Raw genomic sequence first — 23,424 nt, forward strand, 5'->3', positions numbered from 1 at the left:
TCGCGTCATCTTAAATTTGAGGGGTGACGGAACGCCATGACAATATCGACAACTTCCACGCCGCATGATGCGGTATTTAAATCTTTTTTACGCCATCCAGACACTGCGCGGGATTTTATTGATATTCATCTTCCCGCACCGCTGCGCAAACTGTGTGATTTAACGACGCTCAAACTGGAACCCAACAGTTTTATTGATGAAGACCTGCGGCAATATTATTCCGACCTCTTGTGGTCTGTGAAAACGCAGGAGGGAGTGGGTTATATTTATGTAGTGATAGAGCACCAAAGTAAGCCGGAAGAACTAATGGCTTTTCGCATGATGCGCTATTCCATCGCGGCGATGCAAAACCATCTGGATGCGGGCTATAAAGAACTTCCGTTGGTGATCCCAATGCTGTTTTATCATGGTTGCAGAAGCCCTTATCCTTATTCTCTCTGCTGGCTTGATGAATTTGCTGAGCCTGCGATTGCCCGCAAAATATATTCATCAGCGTTTCCGTTGGTGGATATTACCGTGGTGCCGGATGACGAGATTATGCAACACCGCAAAATGGCGCTGTTGGAGTTAATTCAGAAACATATTCGCCAGCGCGATCTGTTGGGATTAGTCGATCAAATTGTTTCGCTGCTAGTTACAGGGAACACTAATGACAGACAGCTAAAAGCCCTGTTTAATTACGTATTACAAACAGGGGATGCCCAGCGTTTCCGTGCATTTATTGGTGAGATAACAGAACGCGCACCACAAGAAAAGGAGAAACTGATGACCATTGCTGACAGATTACGTGAAGAAGGGCGGAATGATGGATTAATTCTGGGCAAACGCGAAGAAGCCCTGCGTATTGCTCAGGAGATGTTGGAGAGAGGGTTAGACAGAGAGTTAGTTCTGATGGTGACCAGACTTTCGCCAGACGATCTTATCGCGCAAAGCCACTAATCCTGTAACACTGGGATTAACTGGCGGATGTTTGCAGTAAACCACATCAGCGAACGACATCCGCCAGCGCCTCTTCTAAATCGTACCAGCGAAAAGCGAACCCCGCTTCTTCAAGCCGTTTTGGCAAGGCGCGTTGTCCGCCCAATACCAGAACCGATGATTCCCCCATCAGCAAGCGAATAGCTGTGGCAGGGACGCGCAAAATCGCCGGGCGATGCAGCGCATGACCAAGCGCATGGGCAAATTGTTCATTGTGTACCGGATATGGCGAGACCATATTAAATGGCCCGCGCAGATCGTTATCCAGCAGCCAGAGAATACCGTTGACCATATCATCAATATGAATCCAGGCCAGATACTGCCGACCGGAGCCAATCGGACCGCCCAGGCCAAGGCGAAACGGAGGCAGCATTTTGCCGAGGATACCGCCATCCGAAGCCAGTACTACGCCGGTACGCAGCAGGCACACTCGTGTTTTGTCGCTTTGCGCCCGACAGGCAATTTCCTCCCAACGGGCGCAGAGTTTATGGGTAAATTCGTTATGTGGCGGTTCTTCTTCAGTGACCACGACTTCACCTAAGTCACCATAATATCCCGCCGCCGAGCCTGAAATGAGCACTGACGGCGGCGTGTCGCTGGCGTTAATCAAATCCACCAGTTTTTGCGTGATATTCCAGCGGCTTTGGCAGAGGAGATCTTTTTGCTCGCGAGTCCAGCGTTTATCAGCAATCGGTTCTCCGGCCAGGTTGATTACTGCATCAACGCTGTTGAGGTTGCTTTGATCGGCAAGCCCTTGCCATAGTGTCACTCGGGAGCCGAGAACGGAACTGGCTGTCTGCGGGTTACGCGTTACCACCGTTACCTGATGGCCCAGTTCCAACAAGCGTGGGATTAAATGGCGACCAATTAATCCCGTCCCTCCGGTGATCACTATATTCATGCAGCCTCCCGATATAGCGGTTAACGCTGCCAGCTCAAGGTCATGGATACCGAATCGGCATAGCGCAGCGCGTGAAGTTTATCGATCTCCACTTCAGCATACGTCACCCAGTGATGTTCACGTGCGATATCGAGCACATCCTGAGTTAATTTTTCCAGCAAAGAGAAACGGTTATTCTCTACGTGTTGAATGATGTTTTTGGTAACGGTGCGATAATTCAGCGCGTCATTAATATCTTCGCTGGTACGCGCTTTATCGGCGGGGTAATGGATCGTCACGTTGATAACGATATCCTGACGGTTGTTAATCTCTTCGTCTTTAATTCCGATAAATGTACGTAAGCGAAGGTTCTTTATACGAATAATCGCGGCAGGTTGTGCCATTGCAGGTTCTCCGTTGTTTTATTTAGGATTAAATAATACACGAGAACCAGGTTCTGTTAACTATTCGAAATCTCATCATTTACTTGTGCTTTTAGTAGCGCCTGCCCGGTAGCAGGACGTGAGCGGATTCGTTCATACCAGTTTTTTACTGCCGGATACATCGCGAGATCAATTCGCTGGCGAGTCCATGCATTAACCCACGGCCAACAGGCAATATCTGCAATACTGTAGTTTTCACCGCCCAGCCAGGGCGAGTTTTCCAGGCGCTTATTCAGCACATGATACAGACGCTGAGTTTCAACCTGATAACGCTCAATTGCATAGGGAATAGTCTGTGGCGCTGCATGATTAAAATGGTGATTTTGCCCGAGCATCGGCCCCAGGCCTCCAACCTGCCAGAATAACCACTGTAATGTGGCGGCGCGCTCACGCGGTTCATGACCTAAAAATAGCCCTGTTTTTTCCGCCAGATACAACAAAATTGCACCTGACTCAAAGAGGCTTAATGGTTCACCGCCGTCAGTCGGGGCATGATCAACAATCGCCGGAATTTTATTGTTGGGCGAAATGCGCAAAAACTCCGGGCGAAACTGACCACCTTTACCGAGGTCAACTTTGATTAAGCGATAATCCAGTCCCGCCTCTTCGAGAAACAACGTAATTTTGTGACCATTCGGCGTTGGGGCGAAATAGAGATCGATCATTGCAGCTCCGGTTATCTAATAATCTGAACACATCAAGTATAGAAAGCGCAGCGACTTGTGTAAGTTTTCATCAAGTAACCGTGACAAAAAGGCTCTATAGTTTGATAGCAAGCCCATTTATCGCTGAGGACATAATGAGTAAACCTGCAATCACGCTGTGGTCAGATGCCCATTTTTTCTCCCCTTATGTGTTATCCGCCTGGGTGGCGTTGCAGGAGAAAGGCCTGCCTTTTCATATAAAAACCATCAACCTCGACAGCGGTGAACATTTGCGGCCGACGTGGCAAGGTTACGGACAGACACGGCGCGTGCCGTTGTTACAAATTGATGATTTTGAGTTAAGTGAATCCTCTGCCATTGCAGAATATCTGGAGGATCGTTTTGCGCCGCCGACCTGGGAGCGCATTTATCCGCTTGATTTGCAAAATCGGGCGCGGGCACGGCAGATTCAGGCCTGGCTACGCAGCGATCTGATGCCCATCCGCGAAGAGCGTCCGACGGATGTTGTCTTTGCTGGTGCGAAAAAAGCGCCATTAACGGTGGAGGGAAAGGCCAGTGCAGAGAAACTGTTCGCGATGGCAGAACATTTACTGGCGCATGACCAGCCGAATCTGTTTGGTGAGTGGTGTATTGCAGATACTGATTTGGCGTTAATGATTAACCGCCTGGTATTACAGGGTGATGAGGTGCCGGAACGTCTGGTGGATTATGCAGCATTCCAGTGGCAGCGGGCTTCAGTTCAGCTTTTTATTGCACTTTCGGCGAAGCAATCTGGCTGATAGAGGCGATAGAATCCAGTATCATAGCTTACGTTTTTTCGACGAGGAGTGAGTGATGAAACTGATGTTTGCATCGGACATTCATGGGTCGTTACCGGCGACGGAACGTGTTCTGGATTTGTTTGCCCAGAGCGGAGCTCAGTGGCTGGTGATTCTTGGCGACGTGCTGAATCATGGCCCGAGAAACGCCCTGCCTGAAGGGTATGCGCCAGCCAAAGTAGCCGAACGGCTGAATGAGGTGGCGCATAAAGTTATCGCCGTGCGCGGCAACTGCGATAGCGAAGTGGATCAGATGCTGCTGCACTTCCCTATAACCGCACCGTGGCAACAGGTATTACTGGAAAAGCAACGTCTGTTTCTGACGCATGGTCATCTGTTTGGCCCGGATAATCTGCCGGCTTTAAACCAGAACGACGTGCTGGTGTACGGTCATACCCATCTACCAGTGGCGGAACAGCGGGGTGAAATTTTCCACTTTAACCCCGGTTCGGTAAGCATTCCGAAAGGCGGCTATCCGGCGAGCTATGGCATGTTGGATGATGACGTACTAAGCGTAATCGCACTCAATGATCAAAGTATCATTGCGCAGATCGCGATTAATCCGTAATTTACTCCACAACTCAAAATGCGCCGTAAGAGCGCCAGAAAAAGAAGGTTTCCTGATAATGGAACAGCGTCGTTTGGCAAGTACTGAATGGGTGGATATTGTCAATGAAGAGAACGAAGTCATTGCACAAGCCAGCCGGGAACAAATGCGGGCACAGTGTCTGCGTCATCGTGCAACTTATATCGTCGTGCATGATGGCATGGGCAAAATTCTTGTGCAGCGTCGTACCGAGACAAAAGACTTTTTACCCGGCATGTTAGATGCGACCGCTGGTGGTGTGGTCCAGGCCGATGAGCAACTGCTGGAATCCGCACGTCGCGAAGCGGAAGAAGAGTTGGGCATTGCTGGTGTCCCCTTTGCCGAGCACGGGCAGTTCTATTTCGAAGATAAAAATTGCCGTGTCTGGGGCGCGCTGTTCAGTTGTGTCTCTCACGGTCCATTCGCCCTCCAGGAAGATGAAGTCAGTGAAGTTTGCTGGCTAACGCCGGAAGAAATCACCGCACGTTGCGATGAGTTTACTCCAGACTCGCTGAAAGCTCTGGCGTTGTGGATGAAGCGCAATGCCAAAAATGAAGCCGTAGAGACTGAAACGGCAGAATGAAAAAAGAGCCGCAATTGCGGCTCTTAACATTTTTAATGGTAGCCCATTAACTGAGCGCCGATCACCACGACGCTGGACATAATAAACAGCAGTCCAAGCAGTGTCGCACCCACTTTCAGCCAGTTACGGAAGTCCACCCGGCAAACGCCGAGCGTCGCCATTAGCGAAGCCGAGGTCGGGTAAATGATGTGACTGAAGCCATCGCCAAACTGGAACGCCAGCACGGTAACCTGACGGTTAACACCGACCAGATCGCCAAGCGGTGCCAGTAACGGCATGGTTAGCGCAGCCTGACCAGAACCGGATGTCACGAAGAAATTGAATACCGCCTGGAAGAGCAACATAAACCAGGCCGCGACAGCGTTATCCAGACCGCTAATGGCATTGGCAATGCTGTTGAGGATAGTATTCAGCACGCTGGCCTCACCAGCTTCACCGTTACCCACCAGAAGCAAAATCCCTTTGGCGAAACCCACCAGCAGGGCAGGGGCGATCATCATGCGCGCGCCTTCGGTAAAGGATGAAGCCATGGTATTTACCGTCATGCCGTTAAGACTGAAGACAACGCCGATGATGCCAATCACCAGCCCCATAGTGAAGAACTGGCTGGCGATTTCTGGAATAAACCAGGCATTAACGATCACCCCCCAAATCACCCAGATCATAACGGCGGTCAGGACAATCAATACCAGCCAGTCACCAAAGGTAAACGGACGTTGTTCAACGTCAGCCTGCTTTTCACGGAAGAAGCGATCGGAATCATGCACGCGTGACAACAGAGGATTCTTTTTCACTCGTGAGGCGTAAACCATGGTAAAGATCAGGCCAATCAGAGTGGCGATAACCCACACCACAATGCGCAGGCCGGAGCCGGAAAGCACCGGAACGCCAGCAATCCCCTGGGCGACAACTACGCAGAACGGGTTCATCCACGAGCTGGCAAAACCGATTTGAGTGGCGATATAGGTCACCAGGACGGTAGTAATACTGTCATAACCCAGTCGTACCATTAGCGGGGCAATGATGATGGCAAAGGCGACGGCCTCTTCCCCCATGCCGAACACCGCACCACCGAGCGAAAAGAGAATAAACAGCGCAGGAATAAAGAGAATTTCATTCCCTCGTGTATGGCGGATAAGCGCCAGTATGCCGTTATCAATGGTTCCTGTACGCATCACGATGCCAAATGCACCGCCAATCACCAGCATAAACATGATGATGCCAACGGCTGTCCCGTATTTCGATCCGGAGGTTAACCCTTCAAACGGGAAGTTCATCAGGCCAGGGCGTTCATCGCCCGTCGAGAACAGTTGTACGCGGTGATACTCAGGTTCGCCGGCCTCGTTGGTCAGAATGCGAAATGAGTGAGGGTCTACGACTTTGCGTGTTTTCGTCTGACCATCAACCTGGTACTGCACTTCCTGACTGTCAAACATCCCCACCGGAACAACCCATGTGGCGAGACTGGTTAAAATAGCGACAAAAAAGATAATCACCAGCGTATCGGGCATTGCCCATCTTCTGGTTGGTTTGGATTCAGTTATTGCGGACATAGCGCAAATTTTCCCTTGCACAAGACAAAGTGGTAAGTATGCAAAGTGATATGGCGCAATTCATTGATGCAGCGCAGTTAAGCAAGATAATCAGAAAGGAGTAATGCAAATTAAGAGAATAAAAAACCGGAAATAGTGACTATTTCCGGTTCAGATATCCGCAGCGCAAGGCTGCGGATTATGACGAGATTACTGCTGCTGTTGTGCAGACTGAATCGCAGTCAGCGCGATGGTGTAGACGATGTCGTCAACCAGTGCGCCACGGGACAGGTCGTTAACCGGCTTGCGCATACCCTGCAGCATCGGCCCGATGGAGATCAGGTCGGCAGAACGCTGTACCGCTTTGTAGGTGGTGTTACCGGTGTTCAGATCCGGGAAGATGAACACGGTAGCGCGACCTGCAACCGGAGAGTTCGGCGCTTTGGATTTCGCAACGTCAGCCATTACCGCAGCGTCGTACTGCAGCGGACCGTCGATCATCAGGTCAGGACGTTTTTCCTGCGCCAGACGAGTTGCTTCGCGAACTTTTTCTACGTCGCTACCTGCACCAGAAGTACCGGTGGAGTAGGAGAGCATAGCAACACGCGGTTCGATACCGAAGGCTGCGGCGGAATCTGCGGACTGAATCGCAATTTCTGCCAGCTGTTCTGCGGTCGGATCCGGGTTGATCGCACAGTCACCGTAAACGTAAACCTGTTCCGGCAGCAGCATGAAGAACACGGAAGATACCAGGGAGCTGCCCGGTGCCGTTTTGATCAGCTGCAGCGGCGGACGGATGGTGTTTGCGGTGGTGTGAACAGCACCGGAAACCAGACCGTCAACTTCATCCTGTTCCAGCATCAGCGTACCGAGAACCACGTTGTCTTCCAGCTGTTCGCGGGCAACGGTTTCGGTCATACCTTTGTTCTTACGCAGTTCGACCAGACGAGCAACATAGCTTTCGCGAACCACTTCTGGATCAACGATTTCGATGCCTGCGCCCAGTTCTACGCCCTGAGACGCTGCAACGCGGTTGATCTCTGCCGGATTACCCAGCAGAACGCAAGTTGCGATACCACGTTCAGCACAGATAGCGGCTGCTTTAACCGTACGCGGTTCGTCGCCTTCCGGCAGAACAATACGTTTGCCCGCTTTGCGCGCCAGTTCAGTCAGCTGATAACGGAACGCTGGCGGAGAGAGACGACGGCTGCGCTCGGAAGTGGCAGTCAGAGAATCGATCCAGTCAGCGTTGATGTAGTTAGCAACATATTCCTGAACTTTCTCGATACGCTCATGATCGTCAACCGGAACTTCCAGGTTGAAGCTCTGCAGGCTCAGAGAAGTCTGCCAGGTGTTGGTGTTCACCATAAATACCGGCAGGCCGGTAGCGAAAGCACGTTCGCACAGTTTAGAAATGCGCGCGTCCATTTCGTAGCCGCCAGTCAGCAGCAGGGCCCCGATTTCTACGCCGTTCATTGCAGCCAGGCAAGCGGCAACCAGCACGTCAGGACGGTCTGCGGAAGTCACCAGCAGAGAACCGGCACGGAAGTGCTCCAGCATGTGCGGAATGCTGCGTGCGCAGAAAGTTACGGATTTAACGCGGCGAGTGTTGATGTCGCCTTCGTTGATGATGGTCGCATTCAGGTGACGCGCCATATCGATCGCACGGGTTGCGATCAGATCAAAGCTCCACGGCACAGCGCCGAGAACCGGCAATGGGCTGGATTCTTGCAGCTTCGCCGGATCAACATTGTTGACTTTAGCTTTGGAAGAGTCGTCGAAAATCTCGGACAGATCCGGGCGAGTACGCCCTTGTTCATCAACCGGTGCGTTCAGTTTGTTAACGATAACGCCGGTGATATTGGTGTTTTTTGCACCGCCGAAGCTGTTGCGGGTCAGTTCGATACGCTCTTTCAGCTGTTCCGGGGTGTCAGTGCCCTGAGACATAACGAAGACGATTTCCGCATTCAGCGTTTTGGCGATTTCGTAGTTCAGAGACTGGGCAAACTGGTGCTTACGTGTCGGGACCAGACCTTCAACCAGAACCACTTCAGCGTCTTTGGTGTTAGCATGGTAGTTCGCGACGATCTCTTCCATCAGCACATCTTTTTTATTGCTGGAAAGCAGACCTTCAACGTAACTCATTTTCAGCGGTTCAGCGGCTGTCGTGGTGGAAGAATTCGCACGCACAATAGTCGTTGTCTGATCGGGCGCATCGCCACCGGTACGCGGCTGAGCGATAGGTTTGAAAACGCTCAGACGAACGCCTTTGCGTTCCATTGCACGGATCACGCCAAGACTGACGCTGGTCAGACCGACGCTGGTTCCGGTAGGGATCAGCATAATAATACGGGACACGGTTTATCCTCTTTCGTTACCGCCGGTTTGGCGGGTTACAAAACAGCACCGCCAGCAGGGCTGGCGGTGTGGAATCAGGCGGTCAGGCGGCAGGCGTCTTGCGCGATAACCAGCTCTTCGTTGGTTGGGATCACAACAGCAGGGCGGGTGCCTTCTTTGTTGATGAAACCAGATTTGCCGAAACGTGCAGCCAGGTTGCGTTCATGATCAACTTCAAAGCCCAGCACGCCCAGTTTGCCCAGAGACAGTTCACGAACCATCGCGGCATTTTCACCGATACCACCGGTGAATACAACTGCGTCCAGACGACCATCCATCAGTGCAGTGTATGCACCGATATATTTCGCCAGACGGTGGCAGTAAACGTCCATTGCGCGCTTCGCGTCTTCTTTAGTCGCGTAGTTGTCTTCAACATAGCGGCAGTCGCTGGTGACTTCGGTCAGACCCAGCAGGCCAGACTCTTTGGTCAGCATTTTGTTGATTGCGTCAACGCTCATGCCCAGGGTGTCGTGCAGGTGGAAGATGATAGCCGGGTCGATATCGCCAGAGCGAGTACCCATTACCAGACCTTCCAGCGGGGTCAGACCCATAGAGGTGTCAACGCATTTACCGTTGCGGATAGCAGAAACGGAACCACCGTTGCCCAGGTGGCAGGTGATGATGTTCAGCTCTTCTACCGGTTTGTTCAGCATTTTTGCCGCTTCCTGGGTTACATAGAAGTGGCTGGTGCCGTGCGCGCCGTAACGACGGATGCCGTGCTCTTTGTACAGGTTGTACGGCAGAGCGTAGAGGTAAGACTCTTCCGGCATAGTCTGGTGGAACGCAGTGTCAAATACAGCAACGTTTTTGTCTTTCAGCTGCGGGAAAGATTTCAGAGCTTCTTCGATACCGATCAGGTGAGCCGGGTTGTGCAGCGGTGCAAAAGAAGCCGCATCTTTGATACCCTGAATAACAGACTCATCGATCACTACGGAGCTGGTATACTTCTCGCCGCCGTGTACGATACGGTGACCGATAGCGGTCAGCTGCGCAGAAAGTTCTGGTTTTTGTGCCAGAATATTATTAACGATAAAGTTGAGCGCTTCGCTGTGAGCGGCGCCTGCACCTAAAGCCGCTTCTTGTTTATTGCCGTCCATTTTCCATTTGATGCGTGCTTCGGGCAGGTGGAAACATTCGGCTAAACCAGAAAGGTACTCTTCACCATTTACAGCATCGATGATTGCAAATTTCAGTGAAGAACTACCGCAGTTCAGAACCAGTACTAACTTACTCGACATGGAAGTACCTATAATTGATACGTGGCTAAAAAAACGTCAGGGAGCCATAGAGCGTAGCGCATGATGACACCGACATTTATGATTAACATCATGCACTGCAAATTTTTTTTGCATGATGGAATAAATATCTTGAGTCTATGCCATTTTGCGTAATTTTCAGCCAATGGCATAATGTATATGAATTTGACGACTCAATGAATATGTACTACTTAGGCCTTCAGGCTGCTAAAGGATACCTGATAGTGGGTATGGAAGACAAAATGTTTTGAACGTTGTCCCGCTGAGTTGTGAATTTGCACAAATTTTTGAATTTTTATATGTGAAGTTGAGGTGAAGCATGTCAACGCCGGATAATCGTTCTGTTAATTTTTTTAGCTTGTTTCGCCGGGGACAGCATTACTCAAAGACGTGGCCGCTGGAAAAACGCCTTGCCCCGGTCTTTGTTGAAAATCGCGTTATCAAGATGACGCGCTATGCGATTCGTTTTATGCCGCCGATTGCTGTGTTCACTCTCTGCTGGCAAATTGCACTAGGCGGTCAGCTTGGGCCGGCTGTTGCTACTGCGTTGTTCGCCCTGAGTTTGCCGATGCAGGGGCTATGGTGGCTGGGCAAACGTTCTGTTACGCCATTACCACCAGCGATCCTGAGTTGGTTTTATGAGGTTCGCGGTAAATTGCAGGAGGCCGGGCAAGCATTAGCACCCGTAGAAGGCAAGCCTGATTATCAGGCATTAGCTGACACGCTTAAGCGCGCCTTCAAACAACTGGATAAAACTTTCCTTGATGATTTGTAATTGACCCCTGATTACGCATATAAAAGAAGGCAGACATCGGCCTTCTTTTTTTTCACCGTAGTAAAGTGATACAGGAGTCAACAATGGAAATGACCAACGCGCAACGTCTTATTTTGTCTAACCAGTACAAAATGATGACTATGCTCGATCCGGCAAATGCTGAACGTTATCGTCGTCTGCAAACAATCATTGAACGCGGTTATGGATTGCAGATGCGTGAACTGGATCGTGAGTTTGGCGAGCTGAAAGAAGAAACCTGCCGCACTATCATCGACATTATGGAGATGTATCACGCACTGCATGTCTCCTGGTCTAATTTGCAGGATCAACAAGCTATCGATGAACGCCGTGTCACTTTCCTCGGCTTCGACGCTGCCACCGAAGCACGTTATCTCGGTTATGTACGCTTTATGGTTAATGTCGAAGGGCGTTACACCCATTTTGATGCCGGGACTCACGGCTTTAATGCCCAGACGCCAATGTGGGAGAAATACCAACGCATGTTGAACGTCTGGCATTCTTGCCCGCGTCAGTATCATCTGAGCACAAACGAAATTAATCAAATCATTAACGCCTGAGGAGGCTTGCGTGCGGTGCAAAGGTTTTCTGTTTGATCTTGATGGTACGCTGGTAGACTCCCTGCCTGCGGTAGAGCGGGCGTGGAGCAACTGGGCGAGACGCCATGGATTAACGCCGGAAGAAGTGCTGGCTTTTATTCACGGTAAACAGGCAATAACGTCTCTGCGCCATTTTATGGTGGGGAAATCGGAGGCGGAAATTGCTGCAGAGTTTACGCGTCTGGAGCAAATTGAGGCTACGGAAACCGAAGGAATTTCTGCACTTCCTGGGGCAATCGCCTTACTCAATCATTTGAATAAAGCGGGTATTCCATGGGCGATTGTGACTTCAGGTTCAATGCCAGTTGCACGAGCGCGCCACAAAGTAGCCGGACTTCCTGCACCGGAAGTATTTGTTACTGCGGAGCGGGTGAAACGTGGGAAACCAGAGCCCGACGCGTATCAGTTAGGCGCGCAACTGCTGGGTCTTGCACCACACGAATGCGTTGTAGTGGAAGACGCTCCCGCAGGTGTGCTTTCTGGCCTGGCAGCGGGATGCCATGTTATTGCGGTTAATGCACCGGCAGACACTCCACGTCTGAATGAGGTAGATTTGGTTCTCCATAGTCTGGAGCAAATTACTGTGACCAAACAGCCAAATGGCGATGTTATTATTTCGTGAAACACCTAATCATGATTTAGCCCCGTCTCGTCGGGGCTTTTTTGTGGCAGAATCACATCCCCCTCAATTAACAAGGATAAGTTGTGAACGGTGAATTGATCTGGGTTCTCTCATTACTGGCCGTTGCCATAGTCCTGTTTGCAACAGGCAGAGTGCGTATGGATGCGGTCGCTTTGTTTGTTATTGTCGCGTTTGCATTAAGCGGAACGCTGACGGTCCCCGAAGTTTTTTCCGGCTTTTCCGATCCTAACATTGTGCTGATCGCCGCCCTGTTTATTATTGGCGATGGTTTAGTCCGTACCGGCGTTGCCACCGTGATGGGGACATGGCTGGTCAAAGTGGCCGGCAACAGTGAAATCAAAATGCTGGTTTTACTGATGTTAACTGTCGCGGGTCTTGGCGCATTTATGAGTTCAACTGGCGTCGTCGCTATCTTTATTCCCGTGGTGTTAAGCGTTGCCATGCGTATGCAAACGTCGCCGTCGCGCCTGATGATGCCGCTAAGTTTTGCCGGGTTGATTAGCGGCATGATGACGCTGGTGGCGACCCCGCCTAACCTGGTGGTGAACAGCGAACTGCTACGCGAGGGTTATCACGGGTTTAGTTTCTTTAGCGTAACGCCTATCGGCCTGGTCGTATTGGTACTCGGCATCTTATACATGCTGGTGATGCGTTTTATGCTGAAAGGGGATTCCCAGACCCCGCAGCGCGAAGGCTGGACGCGTCGCACCTTCCGCGATCTTATTCGTGAATACCGTCTTACCGGGCGTGCGCGCCGTCTGGCTATTCGCCCCGGTTCGCCGATGATCGGTCAACGGCTGGACGACCTTAAATTGCGTGAACGCTATGGTGCAAACGTCATTGGTGTTGAACGCTGGCGGCGTTTTCGTCGTGTTATTGTGAATGTGAACGGGGTTTCTGAATTTCGCGCGCGTGACGTTTTGCTTATTGATATGTCAGCGGCTGACGTCGATCTCCGGCAATTTTGCAGTGAACAATTACTGGAGCCGATGGTTTTGCGCGGCGAGTATTTTTCCGATCAGGCTCTTGATGTCGGTATGGCAGAGATTTCATTAATTCCTGAGTCAGAGCTTATTGGTAAATCGGTTCGCGAAATCGGCTTTCGTACCCGCTACGGGCTGAATGTCGTGGGGCTGAAACGCAATGGCGTGGCGCTGGAAGGTTCGTTGGCGGATGAACCTCTGCTGCTGGGCGATATTATTCTGGTGGTTGGTAACTGGAAACTGATCGGTATGCTGGCAAAACAGGGCCGCGATTTTGTGGCGCTGAATTTACCGGAAGAAGTGAGTGAAGCATCACCCGCACACAGCCAGGCGCCACATGCCATTTTCTGTCTGGTGCTGATGGTGGCGTTAATGCTGACCGATGAAATTCCTAACCCTGTTGCCGCTATCATTGCCTGCCTGCTGATGGGGAAATTCCGCTGTATCGATGCCGAAAGTGCCTATAAATCCATTCACTGGCCGAGCATTATTTTGATCGTTGGGATGATGCCGTTTGCTGTGGCATTACAGAAAACCGGTGGTGTCGCGCTCGCGGTGAAAGGGCTGATGGACATCGGCGGCGGTTACGGGCCGCATATGATGCTGGTCTGTTTGTTTGTCTTGTCGGCAGTTATTGGGTTATTTATCTCTAATACCGCGACGGCGGTGTTGATGGCTCCGATTGCGCTGGCTGCCGCAAAAACAATGGGCGTATCACCTTATCCGTTCGCAATGGTCGTGGCGATGGCTGCATCCGCCGCTTTTATGACGCCAGTTTCTTCCCCCGTTAACACACTGGTATTAGGCCCGGGGAATTACAGTTTCAGTGACTTTGTGAAGCTGGGAGTACCGTTCACCATTATCGTGATGGTGGTTTGTGTGGTGATGATCCCGATGTTGTTTCCATTTTGACGAGAGCCAGATGTCGCATCCGTTGCTTATTGCCTGATGCGACGCTGGCGCGTCTTATCAGGCTGTGTCGGCTGGTATCAGGCTGCTTACAGCGGTGAATCCTGGCTAATCTCATCGAGCGAAAGATGAAAGCTGGGAACAAATACCTCCATGAAGTAGTCCATCTCCTGGCTGCGGCGCGCTTCAAGCGTCGCTTCCAGTCGCGTTTTTGCCAGCAAAAATTCATTATTTCCGGCTGCGAGTTCTTCCAGGCATTTCAGATACGCACACAGCGCATCCGCCTGTTTAACCAGTGACTTTTCTTCATCGCTATACGCATTTTCATCGATTAATGGCGCAAAAATATCCCGCAGCTCCTCTGGAACCATATCGACAAGTTTTTGCTGAGCGATTTTCTCAATGGCTTTATATTCCAGGGCGATTTGCGAGTTGAAGTATTTCACCGGAGTAGGGAGATCGCCAGTGAGCACTTCAGAGGCATCGTGGTACATCGCCAGCAGTGCGATGCGTTCTGCATTCACCTGTCCGCCAAATTTGCGATTCTTGATGGCTGCCAGTGCATGGGCGACCATCGCTACCTGCAAACTGTGTTCGGACACATTTTCCGTCCGCACGTTGCGCATTAGCGGCCAGCGGTTAATGAGTTTCAGGCGGGAGAGGTGGGCAAAAAAATGGCTCTGTTTCATAGTGACCTTACGAGTGATGACATCCTGAGGTCATTGTGGAGGGATAACACTGCCGGATGCAATCTCCGGCAGTGAATTTAAGATTACAACTGATGATAACCGGAAAGGAAACGAGCGAACTTGCTCAAGGACAGTTCGATATCATCAACACGCGGCAGCGTGACAATGCGGAAGTGATCCGGCCATGGCCAGTTAAATGCAGTTCCTTGTACCAGCAGAACTTTTTCCTGTAACAGGAAATCCAGTACCATCTTCTGATCGTCGTGAATATTAAAGCGTTTGGCGTCGATTTTCGGGAACATATACAGTGCGCCGCGCGGCTTCACGCAGGAAACACCTGGAATGTCGTTAATCAATTCCCAGGCGCGATTACGCTGCTCGTAAAGACGTCCACCCGGCATGATAAACTCGCTGATGCTCTGATAGCCGCCGAGTGCGGTCTGTATTGCGTGTTGTGCGGGAACGTTAGCGCACAGTCGCATTGAGGCCAGCATTTCCAGACCTTCGATGTAGCCTTTGGCGTGTTTTTTCGGCCCGTTCAGCACCATCCAGCCCTGACGGAAGCCAGCAACACGATACGTTTTCGACAGTCCATTAAAGGTAATAGTCAGCAAGTCAGGAGCTAACGGCGCAATCGAGTGATGCTCAGCGTCGTCATAGAGGATTTTGTCGTAAATTTCATCGGCGAAGATAATGAGATTATGTTGACGCGCAATCTCCACAATCTCCATCAAAAGTTCTTTGGAATATACTGCGCCGGTTGGGTTGTTCGGGTTGATAATAACAATGCCGCGCGTGCGTGGCGTAATTTTGGCGCGAATGTCATCGAGATCCGGGAACCAGTCAGAGGATTCATCGCAAAGATAGTGCACTGCTTTACCGCCGGAGAGCGAAACTGCCGCTGTCCATAGAGGGTAATCAGGCGCAGGAACCAACATTTCGTCCCCACTGTTCAGCAATGCCTGCATTGCCTGAACGATAAGCTCTGATACACCATTGCCAATGTAAATATCTTCCACGGTAACATCACGCATACCGCGAGCCTGGTAGTGCTGCATGATGGCTTTACGCGCGGAGTAAAGACCTTTGGAATCGCAATAGCCCTGAGCTGTCGGGAGGTTGCGTATCACGTCAACCAGGATTTCATCGGGTGCGTCAAAACCGAACGGCGCTGGGTTGCCGATGTTCAGTTTCAGTACCTTGTTACCTTCTTCTTCCAGGCGTTTTGCTTCTTTCAGCACCGGACCACGGATGTCGTAACAGACATTCTCTAATTTGCTGGATTTTTCAATGGGGGACATGAATCTTGACCTTTTTGCTGTTATCGCCACTCCCTGCCGTGGAAGTCAGCTTAGAACAATGTACTCCCCCGAGGCGGCGTTTTGAAGTTCTGCAGAACAAGATTTTGCTGGCAGAGAAAGAGGAATTGTGCTGTTAATAACTTAATTATCGCAAAATAATAAGATGCATATACTTAATAAGTGATGTTTGGTAGTGATTTATTCTGAATATCAATTCAGAGTATGGTTTTTTTGTCTGATAGATAAATGTGTAAAATTTCTTCGGCTTAAGAAATCACGAACATAAAGCATTCATGATATTTTCGTTATAAGTGAAAAATTAACGAGTAGTGATTGCCGATGTGTCGTATAGGTGATGACGGGGGAAATTATTGTTAAGAGGAATTAATGAATGCGGGTGATGCTAATTAATTATTATTTAATATTCAAAAAGGCTTTGTTGTGCATATTAATAATAGAAGATTACTTTGCCTAACATAACATAACTTTGCATCAGATAATTCGCAATGACCCTTATAAATAAAAGGGTTTTAGGGTAAAATGCCTACTTTAATGACGGAGCACCTGCTTTTGATGCAGCCTCATCCTCGCTGTTTGTACGCGTACACGTATTAGCCGCGCTGCTGCGAGGGAGTGGAGCAGGGAGCAACATTTACATTTACATAAACTCTCGCATGTCATAAATAGAAAAGAGTGAGTAACTTAATAGATATGCGATCCCTGAAGATATATTCTGTGATCTACTTCAGGCATTATAACGGAACAATGTGAGCCACATTTTTAGTGCAACTCATATGCATTTTTACTTTCATCCGGGTTCCGGATGAAACTGCCAGGGAGGCACATTACAAATGGAATTGCTTGTTTGTGTGTGCACAGCATTAACCAGCTCAGTATGAGCCGCCAGTAAGTGATAATATATGATAAGTGCAAATCGTCCGATAATTAACCTCGACCTCGATCTGCTGAGAACATTTGTTGCTGTTGCCGATCTGAACACTTTTGCTGCTGCAGCTGCCGCTGTGTGTCGTACTCAGTCCGCTGTTAGCCAGCAAATGCAACGTCTGGAACAACTCGTTGGGAAAGAACTGTTCGCTCGGCATGGTCGCAACAAACTGTTAACTGAACATGGCATTCAGCTTCTTGGTTACGCCAGGAAAATCCTGCGTTTTAATGATGAGGCTTGCTCATCATTGATGTTCAGTAATCTTCAGGGCGTGTTAACTATCGGTGCTTCAGATGAATCTGCTGATACGATCTTACCTTTCCTGCTTAATCGCGTAAGTTCGGTTTATCCGAAACTTGCGCTGGATGTCCGCGTTAAACGCAATGCCTATATGGCAGAAATGTTGAAGTCCCAGGAAGTGGATTTAATGGTTACCACTCATCGTCCTGATACCTTTAAGGCGTTGAACCTGCGTACTTCGCCAACGCACTGGTATTGCGCTGCGGAATATGTGTTGCAAAAAGGCGAGCCGATCCCACTTGTGCTGCTGGATGACCCTAGTCCGTTCCGTGACATGGTTCTGGCAACGCTCAATAAAGCGGAGATTCCATGGCGCCTGGCGTATGTTGCCTCCACATTACCGGCGGTTCGTGCTGCAGTAAAAGCGGGTCTTGGCGTGACAGCAAGACCGGTTGAGATGATGAGTCCGGAACTGCGCGTTTTGAGCGCGGTAGACGGTTTACCTCCACTCCCAGATACCGAATATTTGCTGTGCTATGATCCGTCCAGCAATAATGAGTTGGCGCAGGTGATATACCAGGCAATGGAGAGTTATCACAACCCATGGCAATACAGCCCGCTGACTCCCCAGGAGGGGGACGATTCCCTGTTGATAGAAGGGGATTACGAATAATCGTCTGGCAATAACAATTTCTGATGATAAGTTTGTAAAAATAAGCCACTGGTGATTAATAAAACGCCAGTGGCTTTTTTTACAATAAATCCTTAAGAATTTTCCTCACGGCGAACAAAAGTGTTCATTTTTCAATCATCAGCCATTCTCCACGCTTACGAACAAAAAATCGCCTGAAAAAAATCTCCTGCTACAATGATGTTAAAAAATACGTAAAATTATTGCTGTGTTTTTGTTATGGATTAACAAAAGCGTGTCACAGATCAAGAAAATACTCTCTTTTGGGGGGAGGAATCGACACAAATTCCTGTCAAAATAGACCCGTATTTTTTCCATTGCTTCACAACGGACACGATTCAACAACATCTAATTTTCCTGGAGTTGTCAACAATCTGGGGCTATAGGGCATTAAATGCAAAAGTTGTTGATATCATGTAAATTAATGTGAAGAAACCTTTGTTAAAGTTGACAAAAGGTTATAGAAAGGAGTAAAAGACCACATCAATTAGCTGTATAAAATAGTTTCTACAGTGATTGTAAGGTTTTTTTTATTCCTCCCCATGAATCGATGTGGCGTCCATCTGCCGTGAAGAGCAGTGAGTCTGGCGCTACTTTTGATGAGTAAGCAATGAGTATGTCAACATCCACTGAAGTCATCGCTCATCACTGGGCATTCGCTATCTTTCTTATCGTTGCCATTGGCCTGTGTTGCCTGATGCTGGTAGGCGGTTGGTTTTTAGGCGGTCGCGCACGCGCGAGGTCGAAAAACGTGCCGTTTGAATCAGGTATCGACTCGGTCGGCTCCGCCCGCTTACGCCTGTCTGCCAAGTTTTATCTGGTGGCCATGTTCTTCGTTATCTTCGACGTTGAGGCGCTGTATCTGTTCGCATGGTCAACTTCCATTCGCGAAAGCGGCTGGATTGGCTTTGTAGAAGCGGCAATTTTTATTTTTGTGTTACTGGCTGGTCTGGTTTATCTGGTGCGTATTGGCGCGCTGGACTGGACGCCCGCGCGTTCTCGCCGCGAGCGTATGAACCCGGAAACGAACAGTATCGCTAATCGTCAACGCTAACCGCGAGGCATTAAGATGGATTATACGCTCACCCGCATAGATCCCAACGGTGAGAACGACCGTTACCCCCTGCAAAAGCAGGAGATCGTAACCGACCCTCTGGAGCAAGAAGTTAACAAAAACGTGTTTATGGGCAAGCTCAATGACATGGTTAACTGGGGTCGTAAAAACTCAATTTGGCCGTATAACTTCGGTCTTTCCTGCTGTTACGTTGAGATGGTGACCTCATTTACTGCGGTGCATGACGTGGCGCGTTTTGGCGCAGAAGTATTACGTGCTTCGCCGCGTCAGGCTGACCTGATGGTGGTGGCAGGAACCTGCTTTACCAAAATGGCGCCGGTTATTCAGCGTCTGTATGACCAGATGCTGGAGCCGAAATGGGTTATCTCCATGGGAGCCTGTGCCAACTCTGGCGGTATGTACGACATTTATTCCGTTGTACAGGGCGTTGATAAATTCATTCCGGTTGATGTGTATATCCCGGGGTGTCCGCCGCGTCCAGAAGCGTATATGCAGGCACTGATGCTGTTGCAGGAATCTATTGGTAAAGAACGTCGCCCGCTCTCCTGGGTCGTTGGCGATCAGGGCGTTTATCGCGCCAATATGCAATCAGAGCGCGAACGCAAGCGCGGTGAACGCATTGCCGTTACCAACCTGCGCACCCCTGACGAGATTTAATTTGCGCCTGTCGGCAAAGGTATTTTTCTTCGCTTATTCCTAAATCTATTGCGCGAAGCCACGCCGACAGTCACCACGGACCATATGCAATGGTGAACAATATGACCGACTTAACCGCGCAAGAACCCGCCTGGCAGACCCGCGATCATCTTGATGATCCGGTGATAGGCGAACTGCGCAACCGTTTTGGGCCGGATGCCTTTACTGTTCAGGCGACTCGCACCGGGGTTCCCGTTGTGTGGATCAAGCGTGAACAATTACTGGAAGTTGGCGATTTCTTAAAGAAACTGCCGAAACCTTACGTCATGCTGTTTGATTTACACGGCATGGACGAACGTCTGCGCACCCACCGCGAAGGGCTACCTGCTGCGGATTTTTCTGTTTTCTACCATCTGATTTCCATCGATCGTAACCGCGACATCATGCTGAAGGTGGCGCTGGCTGAAAACGACTTGCACGTACCGACCTTTACCAAATTGTTCCCGAACGCCAACTGGTATGAGCGTGAAACCTGGGATCTGTTTGGCATTACTTTCGATGGTCACCCGAACCTGCGCCGCATCATGATGCCGCAAACCTGGAAAGGTCACCCGCTGCGTAAAGATTACCCGGCGCGCGCAACCGAATTCTCGCCGTTTGAGCTGACCAAAGCCAAACAGGATCTGGAGATGGAAGCCCTGACCTTCAAACCGGAAGAGTGGGGGATGAAGCGTGGCACCGAAAACGAGGACTTCATGTTCCTCAACCTCGGTCCGAACCACCCGTCGGCGCACGGGGCTTTCCGTATCGTTTTGCAACTCGACGGCGAAGAGATTGTCGACTGCGTACCAGACATCGGCTACCACCACCGTGGCGCGGAGAAAATGGGCGAACGCCAGTCATGGCACAGCTACATTCCGTATACCGACCGTATCGAATACCTCGGCGGCTGCGTTAACGAAATGCCTTATGTGCTGGCGGTAGAGAAACTGGCCGGAATTACCGTGCCGGATCGCGTTAACGTGATTCGCGTAATGCTTTCCGAACTGTTCCGTATCAATAGCCACCTGCTGTACATCTCGACCTTTATTCAGGACGTCGGCGCAATGACGCCAGTATTCTTCGCCTTTACCGATCGTCAGAAAATTTACGATCTGGTGGAAGCAATCACTGGTTTCCGTATGCACCCGGCGTGGTTCCGTATTGGCGGCGTAGCGCACGACCTGCCACGTGGCTGGGATCGTCTGCTGCGTGAGTTCCTCGACTGGATGCCGAAACGTCTGGCGTCTTACGAGAAAGCGGCGCTGCAAAACACCATTCTGAAAGGCCGTTCCCAGGGCGTTGCCGCCTACGGTGCGAAAGAGGCGCTGGAGTGGGGCACCACCGGTGCTGGCCTGCGAGCCACCGGGATCGACTTCGACGTGCGTAAGGCGCGTCCTTATTCTGGCTATGAAAACTTCGACTTTGAAATCCCGGTTGGTGGTGGCGTTTCTGACTGCTACACCCGCGTAATGCTGAAAGTGGAAGAGCTGCGCCAGAGCCTGCGCATTCTTGAGCAGTGCCTCAACAACATGCCGGAAGGCCCGTTCAAAGCGGATCACCCGCTGACTACGCCGCCGCCGAAAGAGCGCACGCTGCAACATATCGAAACCCTGATCACCCACTTCCTGCAAGTGTCGTGGGGACCGGTGATGCCTGCCAATGAATCCTTCCAGATGATTGAGGCGACCAAAGGGATCAACAGTTACTACCTGACCAGCGACGGCAGCACCATGAGTTATCGCACCCGTATCCGCACGCCGAGTTATGCGCACTTGCAGCAAATTCCGGCGGCGATCCGTGGCAGCCTGGTGTCTGACCTGATTGTTTATCTGGGCAGTATCGATTTTGTTATGTCAGATGTGGACCGCTAATTATGCACGAGAATCAACAACCACAAACCGAGGCTTTTGAGCTGAGTGCGGCAGAGCGTGAAGCGATTGAGCACGAGATGCACCACTACGAAGACCCGCGTGCGGCGTCCATTGAAGCCCTGAAGATCGTTCAGAAGCAGCGTGGCTGGGTGCCGGACGGTGCGATCCACGCGATCGCTGACGTTCTGGGTATTCCGGCGAGCGATGTCGAAGGCGTGGCAACATTCTACAGCCAGATCTTCCGCCAGCCAGTTGGTCGCCATGTGATCCGTTATTGCGACAGCGTGGTCTGTCACATCAACGGTTACCAGGGCATTCAGGCGGCGCTGGAGAAAAAACTAAACATCAAACCAGGGCAAACGACGTTTGACGGTCGCTTTACGCTGCTGCCAACCTGCTGCCTGGGGAACTGTGATAAAGGGCCGAACATGATGATCGATGAGGACACTCACGCGCATCTGACCCCGGAAGCGATCCCTGAACTGCTGGAGCGGTATAAATGAAAAACATTATCCGTACTCCCGAAACGCATCCGCTGACCTGGCGTCTGCGTGATGATAAACAGCCAGTGTGGCTGGATGAATACCGCAGCAAAAACGGTTACGAAGGGGCGCGTAAGGCGCTGACCGGACTTTCTCCGGACGAAATCGTTACTCAGGTAAAAGACTCCGGCCTGAAAGGGCGCGGCGGTGCAGGCTTTTCTACTGGCCTGAAGTGGAGCCTGATGCCGAAAGACGAATCCATGAACATCCGTTACCTGCTGTGTAACGCCGATGAAATGGAGCCGGGCACCTATAAAGACCGCCTGCTGATGGAACAACTGCCGCACCTGCTGGTGGAAGGCATGCTCATCTCCGCGTTTGCGCTGAAAGCTTACCGTGGCTATATCTTCCTGCGCGGCGAATATATCGAAGCGGCAGTGAATCTACGCCGTGCCATTGCCGAAGCCACCGAAGCGGGTCTGCTTGGCAAAAACATTATGGGAACAGGTTTTGATTTCGAACTGTTCGTCCATACCGGGGCAGGGCGCTACATCTGCGGGGAAGAAACAGCGTTAATCAACTCCCTGGAAGGGCGTCGCGCTAACCCGCGCTCGAAGCCCCCCTTCCCGGCAACCTCCGGCGCATGGGGTAAACCAACCTGCGTCAACAACGTCGAAACCCTGTGTAACGTTCCGGCAATCCTTGCTAACGGCGTGGAGTGGTATCAGAACATCTCGAAAAGCAAAGATGCTGGCACCAAGCTGATGGGCTTCTCCGGTCGGGTGAAAAATCCGGGTCTGTGGGAACTGCCGTTCGGCACTACCGCACGCGAGATCCTCGAAGATTACGCCGGTGGTATGCGTGACGGCCTGAAATTCAAAGCCTGGCAGCCAGGCGGCGCGGGCACCGACTTCCTGACCGAAGCGCACCTTGACCTGCCGATGGAATTCGAAAGTATCGGTAAAGCGGGCAGCCGTCTGGGGACGGCGCTGGCGATGGCGGTTGACCATGAGATCAACATGGTATCGCTGGTGCGTAACCTGGAAGAGTTTTTCGCCCGTGAATCCTGCGGCTGGTGTACACCGTGCCGTGACGGTCTACCGTGGAGCGTGAAAATTCTGCGTGCGCTGGAGCGGGGCGAAGGTCAGCCGGGCGATATCGAAACACTTGAGCAACTGTGTCGATTCTTAGGCCCGGGTAAAACCTTCTGTGCCCACGCACCTGGTGCGGTGGAGCCGTTACAGAGCGCCATCAAATATTTCCGCGAAGAATTTGAAGCGGGAATCAAACAGCCGTTCAGCAATACCCATTTGATTAATGGGATTCAGCCGAACCTGCTGAAAGAACGCTGGTAACCGAATTTCGATTAACGCTCAGTCTCTGACT

22 protein-coding genes are annotated in these 23,424 nt (G+C 50.8%); 14 read left to right on the plus strand and 8 right to left on the minus strand.

The window, feature by feature from the left end; all coding sequences use genetic code 11:
• Positions 1–36 precede the first annotated feature (36 nt).
• Positions 37–939, plus strand: a complete 903-nt coding sequence (gene rpnB / locus C3D30_RS08195; protein ID WP_095575889.1) for a recombination-promoting nuclease RpnB — start codon at positions 37–39, stop codon at positions 937–939.
• Between the two features lie 46 nt (positions 940–985).
• On the opposite strand, the gene C3D30_RS08200 is transcribed toward rpnB, so the two are convergent.
• Genes C3D30_RS08200 through yfcG form a run of 3 tightly spaced genes read right to left on the minus strand, consistent with a single transcriptional unit; the run spans position 986 to position 2,966 of the window.
• Positions 986–1,879, minus strand: a complete 894-nt coding sequence (locus C3D30_RS08200) for a TIGR01777 family oxidoreductase (RefSeq protein WP_016158689.1) — start codon at positions 1,877–1,879, stop codon at positions 986–988.
• A 20-nt stretch (positions 1,880–1,899) separates the two neighbouring features.
• Positions 1,900–2,262, minus strand: coding sequence for a dihydroneopterin triphosphate 2'-epimerase (gene folX / locus C3D30_RS08205; protein ID WP_000068454.1), 363 nt, complete (start codon positions 2,260–2,262; stop codon positions 1,900–1,902).
• A gap of 56 nt (positions 2,263–2,318) precedes the next feature.
• The gene (yfcG, locus tag C3D30_RS08210) at positions 2,319–2,966 is read right to left on the minus strand and encodes a GSH-dependent disulfide bond oxidoreductase (RefSeq protein ID WP_000566492.1); all 648 of its coding nucleotides are present in this window, start codon (positions 2,964–2,966) and stop codon (positions 2,319–2,321) included.
• A 134-nt stretch (positions 2,967–3,100) separates the two neighbouring features.
• On the opposite strand from yfcG, the gene yfcF reads away from it, so the two are divergent.
• From yfcF to yfcD, 3 genes are read left to right on the plus strand one after another with little or no spacing between them, the layout of a single operon-like run.
• Positions 3,101–3,745 (plus strand): glutathione transferase, encoded by a 645-nt coding sequence (gene yfcF, locus C3D30_RS08215; protein WP_000042422.1) that lies wholly within the window; start codon positions 3,101–3,103, stop codon positions 3,743–3,745.
• A gap of 55 nt (positions 3,746–3,800) precedes the next feature.
• A complete protein-coding gene (yfcE, locus tag C3D30_RS08220) occupies positions 3,801–4,352 on the plus strand; it encodes a phosphodiesterase (RefSeq protein WP_010351461.1) in 552 nt (183 codons plus the stop codon).
• Positions 4,353–4,410: 58 nt separating this feature from the next.
• The gene (gene yfcD, locus C3D30_RS08225) at positions 4,411–4,953 is read left to right on the plus strand and encodes an NUDIX hydrolase YfcD (RefSeq protein ID WP_000437935.1); all 543 of its coding nucleotides are present in this window, start codon (positions 4,411–4,413) and stop codon (positions 4,951–4,953) included.
• Between the two features lie 32 nt (positions 4,954–4,985).
• Here yfcD and yfcC read toward each other — a convergent pair whose 3' ends face one another.
• From yfcC to ackA, 3 genes are all read right to left on the minus strand, one after another.
• Positions 4,986–6,506: a putative basic amino acid antiporter YfcC gene (gene yfcC, locus C3D30_RS08230; RefSeq protein WP_105286724.1), complete on the minus strand. Its 1,521-nt coding sequence runs from the start codon at positions 6,504–6,506 to the stop codon at positions 4,986–4,988.
• A 189-nt stretch (positions 6,507–6,695) separates the two neighbouring features.
• A complete protein-coding gene (gene pta, locus C3D30_RS08235) occupies positions 6,696–8,843 on the minus strand; it encodes a phosphate acetyltransferase (RefSeq protein WP_000086701.1) in 2,148 nt (715 codons plus the stop codon).
• Between the two features lie 74 nt (positions 8,844–8,917).
• Positions 8,918–10,120: an acetate kinase gene (ackA, locus tag C3D30_RS08240; RefSeq protein WP_000095696.1), complete on the minus strand. Its 1,203-nt coding sequence runs from the start codon at positions 10,118–10,120 to the stop codon at positions 8,918–8,920.
• A 337-nt stretch (positions 10,121–10,457) separates the two neighbouring features.
• Between ackA and yfbV the strand changes: the two genes are divergently transcribed.
• The 4 genes from yfbV to C3D30_RS08260 all read left to right on the plus strand — a co-directional run bounded on the left by yfbV (position 10,458) and on the right by C3D30_RS08260 (position 14,068).
• Complete coding sequence (yfbV, locus tag C3D30_RS08245; RefSeq protein ID WP_000106629.1) at positions 10,458–10,913, plus strand: terminus macrodomain insulation protein YfbV; 456 nt, start codon at positions 10,458–10,460, stop codon at positions 10,911–10,913.
• An 83-nt stretch (positions 10,914–10,996) separates the two neighbouring features.
• On the plus strand, positions 10,997–11,491 hold the full coding sequence (locus C3D30_RS08250; protein ID WP_000426118.1) for a YfbU family protein: 495 nt from the start codon (positions 10,997–10,999) through the stop codon (positions 11,489–11,491).
• A gap of 10 nt (positions 11,492–11,501) precedes the next feature.
• The gene (gene hxpA, locus C3D30_RS08255) at positions 11,502–12,152 is read left to right on the plus strand and encodes a hexitol phosphatase HxpA (protein ID WP_105286725.1); all 651 of its coding nucleotides are present in this window, start codon (positions 11,502–11,504) and stop codon (positions 12,150–12,152) included.
• An 83-nt stretch (positions 12,153–12,235) separates the two neighbouring features.
• Positions 12,236–14,068 (plus strand): SLC13 family permease, encoded by a 1,833-nt coding sequence (locus C3D30_RS08260; protein ID WP_105286726.1) that lies wholly within the window; start codon positions 12,236–12,238, stop codon positions 14,066–14,068.
• Positions 14,069–14,154: 86 nt separating this feature from the next.
• On the opposite strand, the gene yfbR is transcribed toward C3D30_RS08260, so the two are convergent.
• Together yfbR and alaA are read right to left on the minus strand one after the other, a co-directional pair.
• Positions 14,155–14,754 (minus strand): 5'-deoxynucleotidase, encoded by a 600-nt coding sequence (gene yfbR / locus C3D30_RS08265; protein WP_105286727.1) that lies wholly within the window; start codon positions 14,752–14,754, stop codon positions 14,155–14,157.
• An 83-nt stretch (positions 14,755–14,837) separates the two neighbouring features.
• Positions 14,838–16,055 (minus strand): alanine transaminase AlaA, encoded by a 1,218-nt coding sequence (alaA, locus tag C3D30_RS08270; RefSeq protein WP_000074519.1) that lies wholly within the window; start codon positions 16,053–16,055, stop codon positions 14,838–14,840.
• Between the two features lie 920 nt (positions 16,056–16,975).
• Here alaA and lrhA point away from each other — a divergent pair.
• The 6 genes from lrhA to nuoF all read left to right on the plus strand — a co-directional run bounded on the left by lrhA (position 16,976) and on the right by nuoF (position 23,393).
• Positions 16,976–17,914: a transcriptional regulator LrhA gene (gene lrhA, locus C3D30_RS08275; protein ID WP_000622298.1), complete on the plus strand. Its 939-nt coding sequence runs from the start codon at positions 16,976–16,978 to the stop codon at positions 17,912–17,914.
• Positions 17,915–18,542: 628 nt separating this feature from the next.
• A complete protein-coding gene (nuoA, locus tag C3D30_RS08280) occupies positions 18,543–18,986 on the plus strand; it encodes an NADH-quinone oxidoreductase subunit NuoA (RefSeq protein WP_000062994.1) in 444 nt (147 codons plus the stop codon).
• A gap of 15 nt (positions 18,987–19,001) precedes the next feature.
• Complete coding sequence (gene nuoB / locus C3D30_RS08285) at positions 19,002–19,664, plus strand: NADH-quinone oxidoreductase subunit NuoB (RefSeq protein WP_000386733.1); 663 nt, start codon at positions 19,002–19,004, stop codon at positions 19,662–19,664.
• A gap of 89 nt (positions 19,665–19,753) precedes the next feature.
• A complete protein-coding gene (gene nuoC, locus C3D30_RS08290) occupies positions 19,754–21,556 on the plus strand; it encodes an NADH-quinone oxidoreductase subunit C/D (protein WP_000247878.1) in 1,803 nt (600 codons plus the stop codon).
• A 2-nt stretch (positions 21,557–21,558) separates the two neighbouring features.
• Positions 21,559–22,059 (plus strand): NADH-quinone oxidoreductase subunit NuoE, encoded by a 501-nt coding sequence (nuoE, locus tag C3D30_RS08295; protein WP_000545042.1) that lies wholly within the window; start codon positions 21,559–21,561, stop codon positions 22,057–22,059.
• Complete coding sequence (gene nuoF, locus C3D30_RS08300; protein ID WP_000789511.1) at positions 22,056–23,393, plus strand: NADH-quinone oxidoreductase subunit NuoF; 1,338 nt, start codon at positions 22,056–22,058, stop codon at positions 23,391–23,393. Before nuoE ends, nuoF begins: the two co-directional genes overlap by 4 nt.
• Positions 23,394–23,424 lie beyond the last annotated feature (31 nt).

It is taken from the genome of Escherichia sp. MOD1-EC5433 (genome assembly GCF_002966005.1).
GTDB classification, from domain to species: domain Bacteria; phylum Pseudomonadota; class Gammaproteobacteria; order Enterobacterales; family Enterobacteriaceae; genus Escherichia; species Escherichia ruysiae.